The sequence below is a fragment of the Lapidilactobacillus concavus DSM 17758 genome (genome assembly GCF_001435835.1).
Taxonomy (GTDB): Bacteria; Bacillota; Bacilli; order Lactobacillales; family Lactobacillaceae; genus Lapidilactobacillus; species Lapidilactobacillus concavus.
Genome location: NZ_AZFX01000009.1, coordinates 1 through 20,866, shown reverse-complemented (window position 1 = coordinate 20,866; position 20,866 = coordinate 1). Strand labels below are relative to the sequence as shown.

The following is a 20,866-nucleotide window of genomic DNA, read 5'->3' as shown; positions in this document are numbered from 1 at the left end:
ATTAAATGGTGACGATAGATAATGCGTGGTTTAGTAAACTTCAATATGCAAAGATAACGAAAATGCGGTTTTATATTAAACCAAATATTTTCGAAGATAGCATTTTGTTAAATTTGAAAAATGAAATTGAAACCTTTTTTCAAGCTAAATTAGTCACTGTTGAATCCGAAGCTAATGTCGTCTTTGTACTTGATAAATCTATTTATCCTGGCTATCTTGTAAAGAAAATGAATCAAGAAAAGGTGATAATTTTAGCGGCAGAAACGGTTTCTTTACTTCAGGGTTTTTATTATTACTTACTCAATTTGATTAATAATGATTTTAATGATGTTCGTCAGACGCCAAATCAAGCGATTCGGATGATTGATCACTGGGATAATTTTGACGGTACGATTGAGCGAGGCTATGCCGGTCGGTCGATTTTCTATGAGAATAATCAATTTTTAGATGATTATAACCGGGTGAAGATGTATGCGCGAATGCTGGCAAGTGTTGGTATTAACTATATTGCATTGAATAATGTGAATGTTCACCACGAAGAAACTTTTTTGATTTCGGCTAAACATTTGGCCAAAGTGAAATTTTTAGCGGATATTTTTGGTAAGTTTGGAATCAAGGTAATGTTAAGTGTTAATTTTGCATCGCCGATTCGTTTTGGTGATTTAAAAACAGCTGATCCACTTGATGAACAGGTGCAACAATGGTGGCAAACACGGGCAAACTTGATTTATGATTTGATTCCTGATTTCGGTGGCTTTCTTGTTAAAGCTGACTCAGAGGGGGAACCAGGCCCATTTGCATACGGACGCGATCATGCACAAGGGGCGAATATGTTGGCGCGGGCGTTGGCACCGCACCATGGTATCGTCATTTGGCGAACGTTTGTCTACAATGCACACCAAGATTGGCGTGATCGCACAACTGACCGTGCACGAGCAGCGTATGACAACTTTATGGCCTTGGACGGCAAATTTGATGACAATGTAACCTTGCAAATCAAGTTTGGTCCGATTGATTTTCAAACGCGTGAACCAGTACAGCCTCTGTTTGGCGCTTTAGAAAAAACCAATCAGATTATCGAATTTCAAGTGACACAAGAATATACTGGTCATCAAATTGATATCAATTATTTGTTACAACAGTGGTACGAAGTTTTGCATTTTGACACTAAGCATGGGCAACCAGAATTGCTGCTTAAAGATGTACCCCAAACGAAATCACCAGTCCCTCAGAATAGTGGGGTTGCTGCTGTAGGCAATGTTGGACGCGATGACAATTGGACTGGTAATAAACTTGCGCAAGCCAATTTATACGGATTCGGCCGCATTGCTTGGGATGCAGATTTAACGCCTGAACAAATCTTAAGTGAGTGGCTACAATTAACCTTCGGTAAGCTTGAGCATTTAGATGTTATTAAAGAAATCATGCTTTCTTCAAATGCAACCTATGAAGCATATACGGCACCTTTAGGCGTTGGCTTCATGGTTACACCACAGAATCATTATGGGCCATCAATTGATGGGTACGAATTTGATCGTTGGGGCACGTATCACTTTGCTGATCGTAATGGCCTTGGTGTAGATCGAACAGTAAAGACGGGAACGGGCTATACCAGACAGTATGCTGATGCTAATTATGCAAAGTATGAAGATTTAACTACATGCCCAGATGAGCTGTTGTTGTTTTTCCATCATGTTGACTATACACATGTTTTACACGATGGTAAGACGGTGATTCAACATATTTATGACACCCATTTTGAAGGTGTTGAAAAAGTGAAGCAATATTTGGCACTTTGGCCACAATTAGAGGACGAATTAGCGCCTATAGATTACCAAAACGTACTTGAACACTTAAATCGCCAGCTTAAAAATGCGGTTGAATGGCGTGACCAAATGAACACCTTCTTTTATCGTATGTCGGGAATACCTGACAATCAAGAACGTAAGATATATGCATAATAGGAGGCATTTGGTTATTGAGCGAAGATAAATTTAAATTAATCTGGAGTTACCGGCCAGTTGATTATCGAACTTGGCCATCATTAAGTTCACCGCAAAGGCAACAACTAACGCTATCTCTTGGCGTTACCACGACTGAAATTAAACTTTGGTTTACAAATCAAAATGGCGTGACACCATTAACATTAGAACACTTGATACTTAGTATCATCAGAGATGAACAAACTATTGCAAAATTACCAATTAACTTTAAACAGCACAACAAGCTGACTCTAGACTTAGATGAAGATGCTTTTAGTGACGGTATTGTTTTTGACTTTTTAGCTGAAGATCAGCTCAAAGTTTCAATCGACTTACCAAAGAAAACATATCTGTCATCAGGCGTAGTCACATATTCGTTACTTGGTTTAACCTTGAAAAATACGTTTCTCAAAGATAGTGAGGATTATCCGCAAAGTACTTCATATAAAATGGTACAAGAAAATCCACGCATGAGTTATTTCTTTGGTATTTGCGGTATCTTAGCTAAGAACGTCGACTCGCAAGTTGTGACGATGTTTGGAGATTCGATTACCCAGCAAGGCTTTTTTGTTAATCATACACGTCAGCTCTTGCAGCAAAATCAACCCGGTCATTTTGCCGTCAATAATTGTGGCATTGGTGGTAATCGAATTTTATACGATACCGATCCAGCGATGGATAAGTGGTATCGACACGGGATAGCTGGTGTAAAACGATTTGAGGATGATGTTTTTGGGTTGAGTGAACCTGATTTGGTTTTTGTCTTTCATGGTATCAACGATGTTATTCAAGAAACAATTCATCCTGGCGAAGTTGAAGCAGTTCAAGATATCATTAAGGGTTTAACAAAATACGCAGAAATTATCAAAAAACACCATGCTAAAAGCTTAATTGGAACTTTGTTGCCATTAAGAAATTCGATTTTTTATTCTGAAGCTATCGAAGAAAAACGTCAGCGAGTTAACGCCTGGATACGGTCACAAAAAATCTACGACACTGTAGTTGATTTAGAGGTAAGCGTAAAAGATGCCCATGAAGAACTGGCGTTAAGCCAAGACTGTGATTCAGGGGACGGACTTCACCCCAGTGATTACGGTGGTGAAGTCATCGCAAAGACACTTGTAGCAAGTATTCTGGCACTAGAGACAAATAAATGAAAAAGATTGTAAATTGGCTTGCACTTTTGAAATGTAAGCGGTAAAATTAGTTTGTAAGTTAAACGAACAAATATAGTTGGAGGATCTTAGATATGGCAAAAACTTATTTTCCAAATGTGTCAAACGTACCATTTGTTGGCACTAAGGAATTAAAATCAGGTTTAGGTTATCACTACTACAATGCCGATGAAGTTGTCGGTGGCAAGAAGATGCGCGATTGGTTGAAATTCTCAGTTGCTTATTGGCATACTTTTGGTCAAGAGTTGAATGATATCTTCGGTGATGGTACCGCAATTCGCCCATGGCATGGTTTAACTGGTATGGACTTGGCCAAAGCACGTGTTGAAGCAAGTTTTGAATTTTTCCAAAAGATGGGTGTAGATTACTACTGTTTCCATGATCGTGATGTTGCGCCTGAAGGATTGACTTTGCATGAAACTAACAAGAACCTAGACGAAATCACTGATATGTTTGTTGATTATCAAAAACAAACGGGTATGAAGGTATTATGGAATACTGCTAATATGTTCACAAATCCTCGTTTCGTTTCTGGCGCTGCTTCTTCACCATTTGCTGAAGTATTTGCATATGCAGCTGCTCAAGTTAAGCATGGTTTGGACACTGCTAAAAAAGTGGGTGCTGAGAACTATGTCTTCTGGGGTGGCCGTGAAGGTTATGAGTCTTTACTCAACACGGACATGAAGCGTGAACAAGAACATCTTGCTAAATTCTTCCACATGGCTGCTGATTATGCCAAAGAAATTGGTTATGAAGGTCAATTGTTGCTTGAACCAAAGCCAAAAGAGCCAATGATGCACCAGTATGATTTTGATGCTGCTACAACGATTGCATTTATGAAGACTTATGGCCTTGAAGGCACTTATAAGTTGAACTTGGAAGGTAACCATGCCAATTTAGCTGGTCATACCTATCAACATGAAATCCGTACTGCTCGCGAAGCTGGTCTATTAGGTTCATTGGATGCTAACCAAGGTGATAAATTAATTGGTTGGGATATTGACGAATTTCCATCTGATTTGTACGAAGCAACTTTAGCTATGTATGAAGTTGTTGAAAATGGTGGTTTAGGTAATGGTGGTTTGAACTTTGATGCTAAGCCACGTCGTTCATCATTTACGGTTGAAGATATGTTCTATGGCCATATTGTGGGTATGGATACTTTTGCCGCCGGTTTGAAAGTCGCATTACGCTTGAAAGAAGACCGTGTATTTGAAGGCTTCGTTGCAGATCGCTATGCTAGCTTTGATAGTGGTATTGGTGCTGATGTTGAATCTGGCAAAGCAACTTTTGAAACCTTGAATGATTATATCATTGATAAACCACAATCAGAATTGTTGGCAGCAACTAAGTCTGGTCGTATTGAAGAATTAAAGGACACATTGAACCACTATATTATTGATACATTGAAATAAAAAAAGACTTAATGCGTAAGAAGTAAGGCAATAACATTGCTTTGACACTGAAATCGTGGCAAAAGCAGACCGGTTTTTTCGGTTGTTATTTGCCTTACTTTTTCGTTTAGAATCGAGGAAGAGATAATGAAGTACGTCATCGGTATTGATTTAGGAACAAGTGCGGTTAAAGCTTTACTAGTCACAAAAACGGGTGAAGTTGTTGCACAAGCAAGTGAAGATTGTGCTTTAAGTCAACCCAGGCCAGGATATAGCGAGCAAAATCCTGATGACTGGGTGGCTGGCACGTTAGCTGCGATTAAAGGGCTATTACAATCAAGTGGTGTTAATGTTCAAGATATTGAAGGACTCAGTTATTCCGGGCAAATGCATGGTTTGGTCTTATTAGATCAGAATAATCGGCCGTTGCGCCCAGCAATTCTATGGAATGATACACGCACAACACCGCAAACTAAAGAAATAATTGCTAAAATGGGTGATCAATTCATTGAAATTACTAAGAATCGCCCGCTTGAAGGCTTTACTTTACCAAAGATTCTATGGGTAAAGGAAAATGAGCCAGATATTTTTGAACAAGCAAAAACGTTTGTTTTACCGAAAGATTATGTGCGCTATCAAATGACTGGCCAATTAAATATGGAATTGTCTGATGCTGCGGGAACGGTTTTGTTGGATGTTGAAAAGAAATCTTGGAGCCAAGAAATCTGTACTACTTTTGACTTACCTATGAGTCTGTGTCCGCCATTGGTTGAAGCAACAACAATGGTGGGTACGATTACACCAGAATTTGCGCGCGCATCCGGATTAGATGAAGCAACTAAAGTCTTCGGTGGCGGTGCTGATAATGCTTGTGGCGCCATTGGTGCTGGGATCGTTCGCAGTGATCAGGCGATGTGCAGTATTGGTACTTCGGGAGTTATTTTAAGTTATGAACCAACTGCCACAAGTGCATATCATGGGCAGTTACATGTTTTTAACCATGCCGTGTCTAATGCGTTTTACTCGATGGGTGTTACCCTAGCAGCAGGCTATAGCTTAAGCTGGCTAAAAAAGACATTTGGTCCTGACGAATCTTTTAACGATTTTGTTGGTAGCGCTAGCAATTCAACGATTGGTGCACGCGGTTTGATGTTTACCCCTTATATTGTTGGCGAACGAACACCATATGCTGATGCTAAGATTCGTGGTAGTTTTATCGGCGTTGACAGTAATCAGAATCGTGCTGATTTTGTGCGTGCGGTGCTTGAAGGTATTATTTTCTCATTTAAGGATATTTTGGCTATCTATGAAACCAATGGTAAAAACTTTAAAGAGCTGATTTCAATTGGTGGTGGGGCTAAGAGTGAACTGTGGTTACAGATTCAAGCGGATGTCTTCAATAAGCCTGTTGTTCGACTGGCGAGTGAACAAGGGCCCGGATTAGGTGCAGCAATGATTGCCGCTGTTGGCCTAGGTTGGTTTGCGGATTTTGAAGCCTGCGCTGATCAATTCATCACGCGTCAAAAAGTTTATCAACCAATTACCCAAAATGTTGAGAAATATCAACGGTTATATGAGGTTTATCATCAAATATATGGTCAAACCAAAGATTTGACGCAACAATTGTTGGCTATTCAAGAGGCAAATTAAGATGAAACAGATTGTGTTAACCTTTGATGATGGTCCTGAACCAACGACGACGCCACAAATTCTCGATTCATTAAAAGAACAGCAGGTTAAAGCCACATTTATGCTTTGGGGTGAACATGTCAAAGCTCATCCAGAAATTGTAAAACGTGCTAAACAAGAAGGACACGCTTTTGGTAGCCATACCTATTCGCACCGTTCACTGCTTGATTTGACCGATGCTGAGGTTGTTGAAGAGATGGCGCGAGCTGACGAAATAATCTTAAAGACCATTGGGCAAAAGCCAGAATTTTGTCGTCCGCCATATGGTGACATTGATGCGCGTGTGGCGAAATTGCTCAATCGCGCTGCTATTATCTGGAGCGTTGACTCTAGAGATTGGGCGTCGCATGATGAACAACAAATTTTGGCACGAGTTAAGCAATATGCTCATGATGGCGGGATTATTTTGATGCACGATATCCAACCTGCAACACGTGATGTGCTTATGTGTGTGATCGATTATCTTAAAGCAGCTAATTATGAATTTGTGACGATTCCAGAATTATTTCAAAATAAGCTAAAACCAATGTTTAGTTATTATAGTACTGAAAAAATTCACCATTTAACTTGAAAGCGAGGATACCTATGTCTGAATTAAGAATGTCTCGAACCGAGGCCCGGCAAAAAGCTGAGGCATTAGTAGCAAAAATGACAATTGACGAAAAAATTGGTCAATTAGAATACGATGCACAAGCAATCGACCATCTTGATATTCCTGAATACAATTATTGGAATGAAGCTTTGCATGGTGTAGCACGTGCTGGTACAGCGACAGTTTTTCCTCAATCAATTGGATTAGCAGCAATGTTTGCCCCTGAAACATTGCAAAAGATTGGCGATGTTGTGGCAACAGAGGCACGCTCAAAATATAATCAGTATAGTAAACATGGTGATCGCGATATTTACAAAGGGCTTACTTTTTGGTCACCTAATGTCAATATATTCCGTGATCCCAGATGGGGCCGCGGCCATGAAACCTATGGTGAAGATCCATATTTAACTGCAACTAATGGTGTTGCATATATAAAAGGACTCCAAGGTGAGGGTAAGTATTTGAAACTTGCAGCGTGTGCAAAACACTTTGCCGTGCACAGCGGCCCAGAAGGTATTCGACACGGATTTAATGCTCAAGTTTCAAAAAAGGACCTCAATGAAACTTATTTACCAGCATTTAAAGCTGCAGTCCAACAAGGACATGTCGAAAGTGTTATGGCTGCCTATAATGCAGTAAATGGTGAACCAGCACCAGTTAGTGAAACACTATTACGCAAAATTTTACGTGAAGAATGGCAGTTTGAGGGCCACGTGGTCTCTGATTATGGTGCTGAAGAAGATGTGAAGTTGCACCATCATTATACCAAGAGTGATGCTCAAACCATTGCGTTAGCGATTAAAGCTGGTTGTGATTTGTGTGCTGGTCATATTGCCCAATATTTACATCAAGCACTGGCAGAAGATTTAATCACAGAAGCAGAGATTTCGCAGGCGGTGGTGCATTTGTTAACCACACGCGTATTATTAGGCTTAGATGCAACAGATAATCCTTATGACCAAATTGGTTTTGAAGAAAATGACGCGCCAGCACACCACCAGCTAGCGCTTGAAGCAACTTATAAGAGTTTTGTCTTGTTGAAAAATAATGGTATTTTACCACTTCAAAAGCAAAACTTGAAATCAGTAGCCGTCATCGGGCCAACTGCTGACAGTACAGTTGTATTGCAAGGTAATTATGCCGGTACGGCTTCAAATTACACCACTATTTTGGAAGGTATTCGCCAAGCCGTGGGCGAAGAGGTACGCGTAAATTATTCTGAAGGCTGCCATTTATTCAAGGACCGTGTTGAAGGTTTAGCTAAAGCCGACGATCGTGAAAGTGAAGCTGTTATTATGGCAAAGCATAGCGATGTGGTCTTCTTATGTTTAGGCTTAGATTCGACAATCGAAGGCGAAGAAGGCGATGCAGGAAATGCCTACGCAGCTGGCGATAAAACGGATCTGAAGTTACCGGGACGTCAACAACACTTGCTGGAAAAACTTTTGACTCTTGACAAACCGGTTGTTCTTCTCATTACAGCTGGTAGTGCTCTAACCTTTAGTGGCATGGAGCAAAACAAAAATCTAGCTGCAATTATGGATGTTTGGTATCCAGGTGCGCTCGGTGGGAAAGCAGTTGCTGATGTGGTCTTTGGTAAAGTCAGTCCGAGTGGTAAATTACCAGTTACATTTTATTACACCACTGAAGAATTGCCTGACTTCACTGATTATCGCATGACTAACCGTACCTATCGTTATATGCGAAATGAGGCCTTATACCCATTCGGGTATGGTTTGACTTATTCGCAGGTTGAACTGTCAAATGGCGCAGTCGCTGGCGATTCTGTCAAGAATTGTCAAGTTAGTGTTGTAATCAAGAATACCGGTGATTTTGAAATTGAAGAAGTTGTTCAAGTTTATCTAAAAGCGAAGGATAATCAAGATGAAGTGCCTAATCCAAAACTTGCAGCTTACCAACGGGTTCATTTAGCTGCAGGTGAAAGTCAAACCGTCGTCTTACCTATCGCAGCCCAATCATTTGAAGTTGTGAATCAGACAGGTGGACGTTATGTGCCAGATACGTCTTTTGATGTTTATGTTGGTATTGGGCAGCCCGATGCTCGTACAGCCCAATTAACTGGAGTCAAGGCAATTCAACTAAGCTACAAAAATTAATCTTAAATGTGAAGATTTTCTGCTATGCGGTTATCTTCGCCTTTTTTGGAGGCATGAAAATGACAAACCAACCGACTTATCCGAATTTGTTTACGCAACTGGGGTACGAAGAAAAAGTAGTCAATCAGCGGCTAGAGACAATTTGGCACACACTATTCTTTGGTAGTGAAGAAGAACGTATTTACCATGAAGTGGATGATATGGGCTATGTTGTTGACACTGGCAACAACGATGTCCGGACTGAGGGTATGTCTTATGCGATGATGGTTAGCGTGCAACTCAACCAGCAGGAAGTTTTCGATCGAATTTGGCGTTGGGTGAAGAAATATATGTGGATTCAAACTGGAGATAACCAAGATTATTTTGCCTGGTCAATCTTACCAGATGGCACTCCAAACTCTAGTGGACCAGCTCCGGATGGCGAAGAATTTTTTGCTATGGCTTTATTTTTTGCAAGTCATCGCTTTGGTGACCGCGAAGGCATCTTTAATTATTCGGAGCAAGCACGAAAAATTTTAAGCGCTTGCATTCATAAAGGTGAACCTAATCAACCAGGGGAACCAATGTGGGATCGGGATAATTATTTGATTAAATTTGTACCAGGCGTTGATTTTAGTGATCCTTCCTACCATTTACCCCATTTTTACGATTACTTTGCTAAGTGGGCCGATGAAACAGATCGAAAATTTTGGGCCCAAGCGGCACAAGCAAGCCGTGATTACTTGGTTAAAGCTAGTCATCCTGAGACTGGGTTGACGGCTGAATATGCCGAATATGATGGTACGCCTAAAAATGTTGATCATCATGATCGTTTCTTTAGTGACGCTTATCGTGTCGCTGCTAACATTGGTCTTGCAAATGTTTGGGCAAAAAATAGTGAAGCACTTAATGATTGTGTGCGGCGGTTACAACGTTACTTTTTTGAGACTGATCCTAAAGCCTTTACCCAAGTTCGCGAAATTGATGGTACTAAAGTCAATCAAGAAGTGCGCCATCCTGTGGGGTTGATTGCAACTGTTGCTCAGGGTTCACTTGCGATTGACCCGCTCGATGAAAATGCCATTTTAGCGGTTAAAAAATTCTGGGAAACACCAATGCGCACAGGTAGCCGTCGTTATTATGATAACTTTTTGTACTTGTTTGCCTTTTTAGCTTTAAGCGGTAATTATCGGATTTGGTAAAAAAGGAGTATATCGTCAATGGTGACAGTGAAGTTAAATCAGGAAACGTATTTCATTGAAGAAAAAAGTCAACTTTCCGGAGTTAAGCGAGTTGCTAATATGGTTCGTGCCGATTTAGGTCTGATTTTTGGTCGACAGCCTATTTGGCAATCGCTGGATGCTATCACAACCGATTCAGAAAAAACTGCGATTTTTGCGGCTACTATTGGACAAAGTGCTTATCTGGATGATTTGTTAAACCGTAAAATGATAACGGCTTCTGAGATCGAAAATAAGCGCGAAGTCTATCAATTTCAGGTCATACAAGACCCATGGCCAAGTGTAAAACGGGCATTAATTATTGTTGGCAGCGATAAGCGTGGCACAATCTATGGCTTATTTCATTTATCTGAGTTATTGGGTGTCTCGCCATTTGTCAATTGGAGTGACCTCAAACCTAAACCAGAAACTGAAGTTACGTTGACAGACAAAGATAATTTTGTTTCTAGGGAACCATCCGTTAAATATCGTGGCTTTTTTATCAATGATGAGTGGCCTGCATTTGGCAATTGGGCCAAGATTCATTTTGGTGGCGCCAATGCAGCGTGTTATGCACAATTGTTTGAAGTCTTACTGCGCTTAAAGGGTAACTACCTGTGGCCAGCGATGTGGAAGGATAATTTCAGCCTTGATGGTCCTGGTCTAAAGAGTGCAGCTTTAGCGGATGAACTCGGCGTCGTCATGAGCACCTCGCATCACGAACCTTGCATGCGTTCCGGTGAGGAATATACATTAGTACGTGGGAAAAATTCACCTTATGGAGATGCTTGGGATTTTCAAACTAATCGTGATGGAATTATTCGCTTTTGGAAAGATGGACTTAAGCGTAATGCTAAGTTTGAAAATGTGATTACGCTAGGTATGCGCGGTGAGCGTGATACTGCGATTATGAAAAATGCAACTATGGCGGAAAATATTGCGCTGCTAAAAGATGTCTTGAAAGTACAAAATGAACTGATTAAACAAGAAGTCAATTCTAAGCTCAGTGAAGTTGCACGGCAAATTGTCATGTTTAATGAAGTGGAATCATTCTTTTATGGTGATGACACGACACCAGGTCTTATTGCGTCTAAGGAACTTGATGGCGTGACAATTATGTATAGCGATAACAACTTAGGTTATATGCGGACGCTACCAAGTAAGGCGATACAAAATCATCGTGGCGGGTTTGGTATGTATTATCACATGGATATGCATGGTGGACCAACATCCTTTGAATGGATTGGATCTACAAGCGTACCGCGTATTTGGGATCAAATGAGTACGGCTTATGATTACGGCGTTCAAGAAATCTGGATTGCCAATGTTGGTGATTTAGCAACCAACGAGCTGTCGCTAAGTTATTTTTTGGATATGGCTTATGACATGGATCACTATGGTAGCAAATATCCCAATAATACTGAAATTTATATACAAAATTGGTTGAAGCAGCAATTTGGCAATCATTTTACTTCGAACGATTTATCGCTTATACAAAAGGTAATCGATGATTACATGTTGTTGCTTGAACGCCGCAAGCATGAGGTTATGGGAAGTGACACTTATCATCCGGTACATTTTGGTGAAAGTGATACCGTATTATCAAAATGTCAAGAAATCATGCAAATCTGCCAAGATTTAAGAAAACGATGCCCAGCAGCTGCACTAACCGGATTTGTTGGTCTAGTATATTATCCTGCAGTTGCGACAGCCAATTTGATGCAAACTTGGATTTATGCTGGCAAAAATCAGTTTTATGCCCAACAAAACCGCGTAATTGCCAATGATTATGGAAATAAAGTTCGTCTAGGAATTCAGCGCGATCATGAAATTATCGCTGATTATCATCAGATCGGCGAACATAAATTTGATGGATTTGGCCTATCTGAACATTTTGGTTTTAGACAATGGAGTGCTAATAATAATCAATATCCACTCGTTTATGACGTAACCCCTGCTAATCTGCCGCGCATGATTGTTAGTTCTGTGACTGCTAGTGATTATAGTTTAGGAGAAGCTTGGACGAATCAAAATCTTGTGATTACCGATTTCATGAGGCCAGATGTTACTAAAGCATACCTTGACATTGCTTGCGGCAGCCGTGATTCGATTGCCTATGAGATTATTAATCAGACACCGTGGTTACATTTTTCCAGATATTTTGGTGAGGTGCAAAAACAAGTCACAATTGAAATAACCTTCGATCGTAAAAATGCACCACTGGTAGGCGAGTCAAGTTTTCAAGTTAAAAGTGGTGAAGCGGTTGTGGATGTTAAATTACCATTTAGAAATGGTTTATTTGATTACCCTAGCCAGACGTTTATTGAAACCAACGATTATCTTGCTATTCCAGCCACTGCATACGTAAGTGCAATTGCAACTGATGAAGCCAAGTTTGTGGTGTTGGAGCCATATGGTAAGTTTGGTAGTGGCGTGAAAGTATTCCCACAAACAATTGACTTCATGGCGATCAAAGAACGTCCGGAATTAAATTACCATTTTGCGATTGAACAGGTCGGTCAATATGAATTAACGTTGCATTTTGCGCCAACATTGCCAGTTAGTCAAGATAATCATGCTTATATTCAAGTGGGGCTAAATGAAAACTCATTGCAGCTAGTTGATACTGTCCTTGATTCCAATCAGCCTTTTTATAATAGTCCGCAGTGGGCAATTGAAGGAACGAATGATGAAAAACAATGTCAAATTAAAGTTAACTGTCGCGCGGGTTTGAATCTGCTGCGTTATATCCAAATTAGTCCTAATTTGATTCTAGAAAGGATAACTTTGGTTCGGCTAGGCAGTCAGTTGCCTCAGTCATATCTAGGGCCAACAGCAAGTTACAAGTTATTATGATGAAATAAGAAATCAAGGTGATGAAATGTCAGACAGTGAGCTCTTAATATATCAACGCGTGCCACTAGCAGATGCCGTTTATAACGCAAAATTGGCAACAGGATTGCACTTGGGATATCGTACTGATTCTCAAAGCGATTTCGTGCCTTTGAACCATAATTTTGGTGTTTTATACCCCAAAGCAACGATTGATGAAGCGGGAATTATTACAGCTAAATCTATGCGCGAACCATACGTTTTTATAATGCGTGACGGTACTTATGGGATTTTAGCCATTCGTACCGAAGCTGATGGTGCAACTGATCACAGTAGTAAAGGATGCGTATTATATTTTCAAACACGAGATTTTGTTCATTTTCATGAACATGCGCTTTTGAGGCTTGATAATCAGTTAATCTCTGTAGTTTCTGCAACTTATCGGTCAGCAACGGATGATTATCAGATTCAGTGGCAAAGATCTACTGGTGAATATTTTCAAATCTTACGATTAGAACTTGAGGCTGATAACGATAGTAATCCTGAACCTATTGCAACCACCAATTTTGTAAGTGTACCTCAAGTGACCTGTGGTTTGGATCCAATTAAACCACGGCAGATTGTGACGCTGAAAGCTGAACAATTAGATTACTTAGTTGCAAAGTTAATGCCGCCAAAAAATGTCGCCATTGCTGTCCCTGAGCAATTACCAGTCTCACAATTAAATGAGTTGAAGCAAACAACAACTACTGCTTATTACAGTGATCAAACGACTGCACTTAAACAGGTTCAGTGGTATGTGGATGACAAGCAAATCGATGAAAAAGTTGCCATTGAAATTTATGGCCAGGTATTACAACCACAATTTCCGTTTCCAATTGCGTGGGATCGAGCTGATCCATGTATTGGTTATTGGCAAGGTTGGTATTATTTCATCGCAACGCACGATGATGACGGTGATAAAAGCTTGTATATTCGTCAAGGCCGAACGATTTTTGATCTTGTCACCGCACCTGAAATTAAAATTTTGGACGTTGATCAATATGATCATATCAAAGATTTATTATGGGCGCCCGAGTTTCATGTGCTCAATGATCGGCTTTATTTGTTTTTAGCAGCCTCACCACAAGGTTTTGAACAAGAACGTGCCCATGTAATGGCACTAAAACAAGGCGGCAATCCGCTGATAAGGGCAGATTGGCAAGCACCAGTGCCAGTTATTAAAGCAGATGGCTCCCCCTTATTTACCAAAGGAATAACGCTTGACATGACTGTGTTCCAAGTTTTGAAAAAGTGTTATGTCGTCTGGTCACAGCGCCAACTAGATCCAGTTGATCAAGGCGCCTGGTTATACATTGCTGAATTGGATACAAATCAACCTAACAAGTTGAAGTCCAAGCCACATTTATTAGCACAACCGCTATATAATTGGGAAAACAATCATACTTTTGTGGTCGAAGGGGCGCATGCCCTAATCAAGGATGGTGTGGTTAACTTGTTTTATTCTGCCGCCGCAACTGACAGCACCTATGTCGTTGGACTTCTAAAAACCGAAATTAATGCGAATTTATTGGATGCCTCATCTTGGGAGAAGTCTAATTATCCACTCATGTCATCTTTGACTAAGATAGGAGAAGATGGCCCTGGTCACAATGCTTTTATTACAGATGAACAGGGAACAATCTGGAATACGTATCATGCGCGGTTAAATATTAGCGGTCCGCGTTCAAGTGCGATTAGACGAGTTCATTTTGATATTGATGGGCAGCCACGTTTAGATTTACTGCCTGATTTTGATCTTGATCCTAACCTTGCAATTGTCAAAACGACATTAATAACCACAATATAAGTTAAATAAAACGCCGAACGATGATAATTTTATGATTATCAGTTGTTCAGTAAGCGAGTAAATATCACACGTATGTAAAAACTGCCGAACTTCAGTTAGGATAATCATATATCCGGCTAGAAGTGCGGCAGTTTATTTTTTACACGCTTATCTGCAGGTTGCTTGAATTGTTTTCGACCATGGTAAATAGGCCTCAAGTAACTCTGAATGTTGCACGAATCGAAGGCTAGGTAACTCTCTTAATATCTTTTGAAGATATTTGTAGACATTCAGACCATTCTCTTTGGCGGTTTGTACTAAACTATAAATAACCGCGTTTGAGGTCGCACCTGCTTCGCTCGTAGAAAAATTCCAATTTTTCCGACCAACGGTGATCAAACGAATCGCTCGTTCGGCAATATTATTACTAAGCGCAATATTGCCATCTTGTAGAAACAAGGACAACTCGTCTTTTAGATTGCGGGCATAATCGATTACTGTTTTCAAGTTACCCTTCATTGCCGATAGCGTCTCCACCCAATCCCAAAACTTTTTTAGGATCGGTGCCGATTTTTCTTGACGTTCTTTAGAACGTTCATCTGCAGTGAGATTCTTGAATTCATGTTCTAGAATAAAAAGCTGATTACAATAATCAACACCGATAGCCGCTAGTCCAGGTGTCGCATTGGCATCACGGAACTTTCGCCGGAGATGAGCATAACAAACGGCATGTTTTACAGGGAGGTTCCTGTAGGCTGTGTAACCATCGGTCAATAAGGTTCCCGTATAACCTTGAAGGAATTTCTCAACAACTTCTTGTTTGCGTGTTAGCGCAGAATGGAAGATGATGATTGGGTGCTCCGCACCCTCCCGCGAGGTAAATACCCACATACGCGATTCAGAAGTTGCCGCTCGTCCGTCTGAACGTCTAAGAATCTGATAGGGCGTTTCGTCGGCGTGAAGATAGGACTGCGTCAATAATTCTGACTTCATACATTCATAAATTGGGCTTAAATACATTTGTGTGGCCTTGATTTGCCAATTAGCCAAGGTTTTGCGATCAACGTCTAATTCATAGGAACGCCATTCTTTTTCTTGACGATAAAGTGGGATACTTAGTTCAAATTTCTGGTGAAGAAGCCAGGCAATTGAGCTTGCACTGGTGAATTGACTTTGGATTGCAGGCTTAGGTGCTTGCGACGAGGTAAATCGTACATGATCATCCTCATCTTCACAGTTATCGCACTTATAGGTCGTCGTATAATATTCTACAATTTCCAGCTTAGCTGGAATTAATTCAGTTTCGATGTGATCTAACCTTGTGCCAACTTTTTTAAGCTTGTGCTGACAATTAAAGCATTGTTTTTCCGAGTCGTTTAAGTCAGTAACGACTTTCTTCTTTTCTACTTCCCCGATAAACTTTGTTTGATGATTGTGCTTTTTACGGGTATGAGTTTTAACGATGATTTCATCGGTTTTTTCGGCAGTTGTCTCTGCTTTGATAAAAGAATCATCATCAAATATTGAAGTTTGTCCTGCCCTCGTTTTTTCCGAAGAAGTTCCAAAGGAACGGCGATTGAGGTTCTTGATCTGCTCATTTAATTGAGCAATCGTTTCTTGTAGTTGATTGATTTGATCAATCAAGCTATTGAATAACTGCTCATCTTCTGGACTACGCTTCATGTGATCACCTATAATTTATATTAGTTTATACTTATAATTATATAACATCACAAAATAAAAAGCAAGCGTTTTTATTCGCTTGCTTAAACTATTTTACCAATTTTTGCTGGATGGATCCGCACTTGTTGGTCAACTGAAAGGCCATCGAATAGCCACTCTAATTGTCTACGTGACAATTGCTTTGCCTCGCCCTCATGGCGCGGCCATTTTAGCTTCCCTTGATCATAACGTTTGTACAGAAGGATAAAGCCTTCACCATCAAAGTAGAGTGCCTTAAACCGATCAACTCGTCGACCACAGAACAGAAAAACCGAATCAGAAAACAAATCAAGTTGATAGTTATTGACAACGATAGACGCTAATCCGTCGATTCCTTTTCGTAAATCTGTATATCCACAAACGAGATAAGTGTTCTTAACCAGTCTAAAGTCAATTAGCATATTGTTTCAACTCCCTTAATACCGTACTGATTAACTGGTCAGTACTGGCTTCATAAAAGTTGACCTCTACTTCATGACCTATTCTAATCCGACAAACCTGGAACGAATTGTGTGTGGTTGGTCGTTTATTCTGTGCGTTCACTTTAATGATATCCATAGAAAAGCCTCCATTGATCTGAATGATTGATACAAGTTCATTCTAGACAATGGCGGTTGTGAATTATAGCCGTGTAATATTTACTCGCTTACGTTGTTCAGCGTTTTTTATTAAGTTCTCTCAAAATATTCTGGAAGGGCTTTTGTGACCACGTGGGCATCGGAATCAAGCATGTGCAAATGCTGTTGGACAGTCTTTTGAATTTTTGATAAATCACCCTGATGAACAGCTTCCACAATCTGACGATGCTCAATCAAAATTTGATCCCAATTCAAGCCACTAACTTCAAGGCGTAGATAGCGAAATCGATTGAATTGTGTGTTTAACAGTTCTAACCAATTCCAGATGAATTGCTTTTGTGTCAGCTGGTAAAACGTTTGGTGAAATTGCTCGTCTAGATTAAAAAATTGATCATAATCATGAGCAGTTAATTGAATTTCTTGGGCAGCGATGATTTGGTCGAGCTGTGCGTGATCACGTGGCGTCATGGCACTAACGGCTTCGGTCACAATAAGCCCTTCTAAATGTTCACGCACATAGCGGCCTTGGTAAACTTCAGCAAGATTGATTTTAGAAACATAAGTCCCACTTTGCGGAATGACAAAAATCAGCCCTTCACGACGCAAGCGGATGATGGCTTCACGAATCGGTGTGGTGCCAATGTTAAATTTACTATGTAAATCGGCAATATTAATACGCTCACCGGGGTGCAATTTAAGGGTTAAGATCAATTTTTTGATGAGATTATAAGCCTCGTCTTGGTAATTTGCTAATCCATTCATCATATTATCTCCGTTAAAAAACTCGTAACTATTGATTATTATCATGGAAATGTCGAAAATTAGCAAGTTAAAAGAAGAAACCTAAAAAGTTTAATTACATAATTAAGTTTTGTTTGATATTATCGTTTTGAAAGCGGTTGACCAAAGTTGGAAAATAGCATATAATACGTTTGCAAACTAATATATTAATATTTTAATAAATCAATAAGTGAGGGTAAAAATGGTTAAACTAACTGATAATTATTTAGAAGCGCCCGAAATCTTTGAGCAGGCTCAAATCAAGTACCCAACCTATGACCAAAATGACATCATTAAATTAACGCAAGAAAAACCACAATGGGTTCATTTTGGTGGTGGCAATTTATTTCGCTGTTTTCATGCGAAGATTGCCCATGATTTAATTAATCAAGGCGAACTCAAGACTGGTGTTATTGTTGCAGAAACTTATGATGAAAATGTTATCAACGAGGCTTATATCCCATTCTCAAATCGAATGCTCCAAGTTGTAATGGATGAAAAGGGTGGTTATCAAAAAACATTACTTGCCAGTGTAGCTCAAAGCCTTTATTACAATCAACAAAATCCCAGTGGGTGGCAAGCATTGCGACATATATTTGAGCAATCAAGTTTGCAGCTTGTCACGATGTCAATCACCGAAAAGGGTTATCAATTAACGGATATAAATGGTGAATTGACGGCTGCGGCCAAAGCTGATATTACCCATGATCCAGAAGTGGCGCAAACAAACATGGGTGCAATCGCCCGCTTACTTTTAGCTCGCTTTAAAGCTGGACGCTATCCGATTGCCATGGTGAGCACGGATAATTTCTCTGAAAATGGGCAAAAGTTCCAAGAAGGAATTTTAACAATCGCCAAAGGCTGGGTTAAGCAGCAACTAGCACCAACTGAATTTTTGAATTACCTCACTGATCCTGATCAGGTTAGCTTCCCTTGGTCAATGATTGATCGGATTACGCCTAATCCTTCTGAACAAGTTGCTAAAGTCCTACATGACTCTGGGTTTGAAGATACTACAATTATTCATACACCAAAACATACTAATATTGCGCCTTTTGGTAATACAGAAGTCACATATTATTTAGTTATTGAAGACCAATTTCCAAATGGCCGTCCTCCATTAGAAAATGCAGGCGTCATCTTAACTGATCGTCAAACAGTTAACGATGTCGATCAAATGAAAGTAACGGCGTGTTTAAACCCACTGCATACAGCATTGGCAATTTTTGGCTCGCTACTCGGTTATCAGTCAATTGCCGATGAAATGACCAATCCGGATTTAGTTAATTTGATTAAACGACTTGGGTATCAAGAAGCACTGCCTGTGGTTAAGAATCCGGGTATTATTCAACCTAAAGCTTTTATCGATGAAGTTATTGAACGGCGGCTACCAAACAAAAATATTCCTGACACCCCACAACGTATTGCCAGTGATACTTCTCAGAAAATTCCCGTTCGTTACGGTGTAACAATTAAACACTACTTAGATAACAAGCGCTCATTAGATTCATTACGAGCAATTCCCTTAGTTTTTGCCGGTTGGTGCCGGTATTTAATGGCAATTGATGATCAAGGCGAGGCATTTATACCAAGTCTAGACCCACTATACGAACAATTGCATGAATATGTAAAGTCGATTAAATTAGGACAATCAACTAGCGTGCATACGTATTTGCAACCAATTCTGACAAATCAACAAATCTTTGGGTTTGATTTATACGAAATTCAACTTGGCAAAAAAGTTGAACACTATTTTGAGCAGATGATACAAGGTCCAGGTGCAATTATGCGGACAATACAAACAGTTATGGAGGACAATTAATGCGTGATTTAAATATGGGTTTTAGATGGTATGGATCAAGTGATGATCCCATTACTTTGCAACAAATTCGCCAGATTCCTGGAACAACAGAGGTGGTGGGTGCTTTATTTGATGTGCCTGTTGGTGAGGTTTGGCCAAAAGAGAAAATTGCGGCACTAAAAAACGAGGTCGAAGCGGAAGGACTGAAACTCGAGGTCATCGAATCTGTGAATATTCATGATGATATCAAAATTGGTTTGCCCACACGTGATCGTTATATTGAAAATTACAAGACGACGATTAAAAATTTAGCTGAGTATGGTATTAAAGTAATCTGTTATAACTTCATGCCGATTTTTGATTGGTTGAGAACTGATTTGCATCACCAATTAGCGGATGGCTCTAATGTTCTAGCTTTTGAATCTGGGCGCTTGGCGGATGATCCTCAAGTGATTATTGATCGAACTAAGAATGACTCACAAGGTTATGTATTACCAGGTTGGGAACCTGAGCGATTAGCAGAAATTTCACGGTTATTCACAGCTTATCGTGATGTTGATGAAGCACAACTCGCTGAGAATATGAAGTATTTTTTGGATGCAATTATTCCAACTTGTGAACAATATGATGTCAGAATGGCGATGCACCCAGATGATCCACCACGAGCTTTGTTTGGTTTACCACGGATTTATAAAAACCGCGAAGACATGTTGAAGATTGAAGCGATGCATGAATCAAGATATAACGGCTTCACGATTTGTACTGGTAGTTTAGGTGAAAATCCTCAAAATGATGTACCAGCCATTATTCGCGAGTTTGTTGGCAAAGATCGTGCACCATTTATTCACGCCCGCAATATTAAGTTTATGAATAATAATGGCGATTTCCATGAGGCGGCGCATTTATCTAAAGAAGGCTCCCTTGATATGTATGAAATTATGAAAGCTTTGCATGATACCAATTTTGATGGTTATATTCGTCCCGATCACGGTCGCAATATTTGGGGTGAAGATGGCCGTCCTGGTTATGGTTTATATGACCGTGCGCTTGGAATTACCTATTTGAATGGCTTGTGGGAAGCGCTCGAAAAGAAGTAATACTAAATTACGGAACTTAAAATTTTCCCGAATTGTCAAATCAAGTGCAACACTTTCGACCTATTCTTAGTTATTGGTCT

Annotated in this window: 14 protein-coding genes; 11 read left to right on the top strand and 3 right to left on the bottom strand. The window is 40.0% G+C overall.

Annotated features, from left to right (window positions below; all coding sequences use genetic code 11):
- The first annotated feature begins 5 nt into the window (after positions 1–5).
- The 9 genes from FC15_RS01700 (at position 6) to FC15_RS01660 (ending at position 14,829) form a co-directional block, all read left to right on the top strand.
- Positions 6–1,961 (top strand): alpha-glucuronidase, encoded by a 1,956-nt coding sequence (locus tag FC15_RS01700; RefSeq protein ID WP_146979137.1) that lies wholly within the window; start codon positions 6–8, stop codon positions 1,959–1,961.
- A 17-nt stretch (positions 1,962–1,978) separates the two neighbouring features.
- Positions 1,979–3,139 (top strand): GDSL-type esterase/lipase family protein, encoded by a 1,161-nt coding sequence (locus tag FC15_RS01695; RefSeq protein ID WP_057823320.1) that lies wholly within the window; start codon positions 1,979–1,981, stop codon positions 3,137–3,139.
- A gap of 92 nt (positions 3,140–3,231) precedes the next feature.
- Positions 3,232–4,572, top strand: coding sequence for a xylose isomerase (gene xylA / locus FC15_RS01690; protein WP_057823318.1), 1,341 nt, complete (start codon positions 3,232–3,234; stop codon positions 4,570–4,572).
- Positions 4,573–4,698: 126 nt separating this feature from the next.
- A complete protein-coding gene (gene xylB, locus FC15_RS01685) occupies positions 4,699–6,201 on the top strand; it encodes a xylulokinase (protein WP_057823317.1) in 1,503 nt (500 codons plus the stop codon).
- Between the two features lies 1 nt (position 6,202).
- Positions 6,203–6,811, top strand: a complete 609-nt coding sequence (locus FC15_RS01680) for a polysaccharide deacetylase family protein (protein WP_057823316.1) — start codon at positions 6,203–6,205, stop codon at positions 6,809–6,811.
- Positions 6,812–6,825: 14 nt separating this feature from the next.
- The gene (locus FC15_RS01675; protein ID WP_057823315.1) at positions 6,826–8,949 is read left to right on the top strand and encodes a glycoside hydrolase family 3 C-terminal domain-containing protein; all 2,124 of its coding nucleotides are present in this window, start codon (positions 6,826–6,828) and stop codon (positions 8,947–8,949) included.
- A 59-nt stretch (positions 8,950–9,008) separates the two neighbouring features.
- Positions 9,009–10,130 carry a family 8 glycosyl hydrolase gene (locus FC15_RS01670; protein ID WP_222592714.1) on the top strand — a complete coding sequence of 374 codons (1,122 nt, stop codon included), beginning with the start codon at positions 9,009–9,011 and terminating at the stop codon, positions 10,128–10,130.
- Between the two features lie 27 nt (positions 10,131–10,157).
- Positions 10,158–13,004: a glycosyl hydrolase 115 family protein gene (locus FC15_RS01665; RefSeq protein WP_162258393.1), complete on the top strand. Its 2,847-nt coding sequence runs from the start codon at positions 10,158–10,160 to the stop codon at positions 13,002–13,004.
- 25 nt (positions 13,005–13,029) lie between these two features.
- On the top strand, positions 13,030–14,829 hold the full coding sequence (locus FC15_RS01660; RefSeq protein WP_057823311.1) for a family 43 glycosylhydrolase: 1,800 nt from the start codon (positions 13,030–13,032) through the stop codon (positions 14,827–14,829).
- 147 nt (positions 14,830–14,976) lie between these two features.
- On the opposite strand, the gene tnpC is transcribed toward FC15_RS01660, so the two are convergent.
- The 3 genes from tnpC to FC15_RS01645 all read right to left on the bottom strand — a co-directional run bounded on the left by tnpC (position 14,977) and on the right by FC15_RS01645 (position 17,870).
- Positions 14,977–16,491: an IS66 family transposase gene (gene tnpC / locus FC15_RS01655; protein WP_057823309.1), complete on the bottom strand. Its 1,515-nt coding sequence runs from the start codon at positions 16,489–16,491 to the stop codon at positions 14,977–14,979.
- A gap of 83 nt (positions 16,492–16,574) precedes the next feature.
- Entirely contained in the window at positions 16,575–16,931 is a 357-nt protein-coding gene (gene tnpB / locus FC15_RS01650; protein ID WP_057823307.1) for an IS66 family insertion sequence element accessory protein TnpB, read from the bottom strand.
- Between the two features lie 267 nt (positions 16,932–17,198).
- Complete coding sequence (locus tag FC15_RS01645) at positions 17,199–17,870, bottom strand: GntR family transcriptional regulator (protein WP_057823305.1); 672 nt, start codon at positions 17,868–17,870, stop codon at positions 17,199–17,201.
- A 220-nt stretch (positions 17,871–18,090) separates the two neighbouring features.
- On the opposite strand from FC15_RS01645, the gene FC15_RS01640 reads away from it, so the two are divergent.
- Both FC15_RS01640 and uxuA read left to right on the top strand, forming a co-directional pair.
- The gene (locus FC15_RS01640) at positions 18,091–19,710 is read left to right on the top strand and encodes a mannitol dehydrogenase family protein (protein WP_057823303.1); all 1,620 of its coding nucleotides are present in this window, start codon (positions 18,091–18,093) and stop codon (positions 19,708–19,710) included.
- Positions 19,710–20,786, top strand: coding sequence for a mannonate dehydratase (gene uxuA, locus FC15_RS01635; protein ID WP_057823300.1), 1,077 nt, complete (start codon positions 19,710–19,712; stop codon positions 20,784–20,786). The genes FC15_RS01640 and uxuA overlap by 1 nt, the downstream gene beginning before the upstream one ends.
- The last annotated feature ends 80 nt before the right edge of the window (positions 20,787–20,866 follow it).

Bases quoted from the DNA above. Each gene is read 5' to 3' on its own strand.
- FC15_RS01660 (WP_057823311.1), top strand. From the start codon at position 13,030: ATGTCAGACAGTGAGCTCTTAATATATCAACGCGTGCCACTAGCAGAT.
- FC15_RS01675 (WP_057823315.1), top strand. From the start codon at position 6,826: ATGTCTGAATTAAGAATGTCTCGAACCGAGGCCCGGCAAAAAGCTGAG.
- xylA (WP_057823318.1), top strand. From the start codon at position 3,232: ATGGCAAAAACTTATTTTCCAAATGTGTCAAACGTACCATTTGTTGGC.
- xylB (WP_057823317.1), top strand. From the start codon at position 4,699: ATGAAGTACGTCATCGGTATTGATTTAGGAACAAGTGCGGTTAAAGCT.
- tnpB (WP_057823307.1), bottom strand. From the start codon at position 16,931: ATGCTAATTGACTTTAGACTGGTTAAGAACACTTATCTCGTTTGTGGA.
- FC15_RS01680 (WP_057823316.1), top strand. From the start codon at position 6,203: ATGAAACAGATTGTGTTAACCTTTGATGATGGTCCTGAACCAACGACG.
- FC15_RS01670 (WP_222592714.1), top strand. From the start codon at position 9,009: ATGACAAACCAACCGACTTATCCGAATTTGTTTACGCAACTGGGGTAC.
- tnpC (WP_057823309.1), bottom strand. From the start codon at position 16,491: ATGAAGCGTAGTCCAGAAGATGAGCAGTTATTCAATAGCTTGATTGAT.
- uxuA (WP_057823300.1), top strand. From the start codon at position 19,710: ATGCGTGATTTAAATATGGGTTTTAGATGGTATGGATCAAGTGATGAT.
- FC15_RS01700 (WP_146979137.1), top strand. From the start codon at position 6: ATGGTGACGATAGATAATGCGTGGTTTAGTAAACTTCAATATGCAAAG.
- FC15_RS01640 (WP_057823303.1), top strand. From the start codon at position 18,091: ATGGTTAAACTAACTGATAATTATTTAGAAGCGCCCGAAATCTTTGAG.
- FC15_RS01645 (WP_057823305.1), bottom strand. From the start codon at position 17,870: ATGAATGGATTAGCAAATTACCAAGACGAGGCTTATAATCTCATCAAA.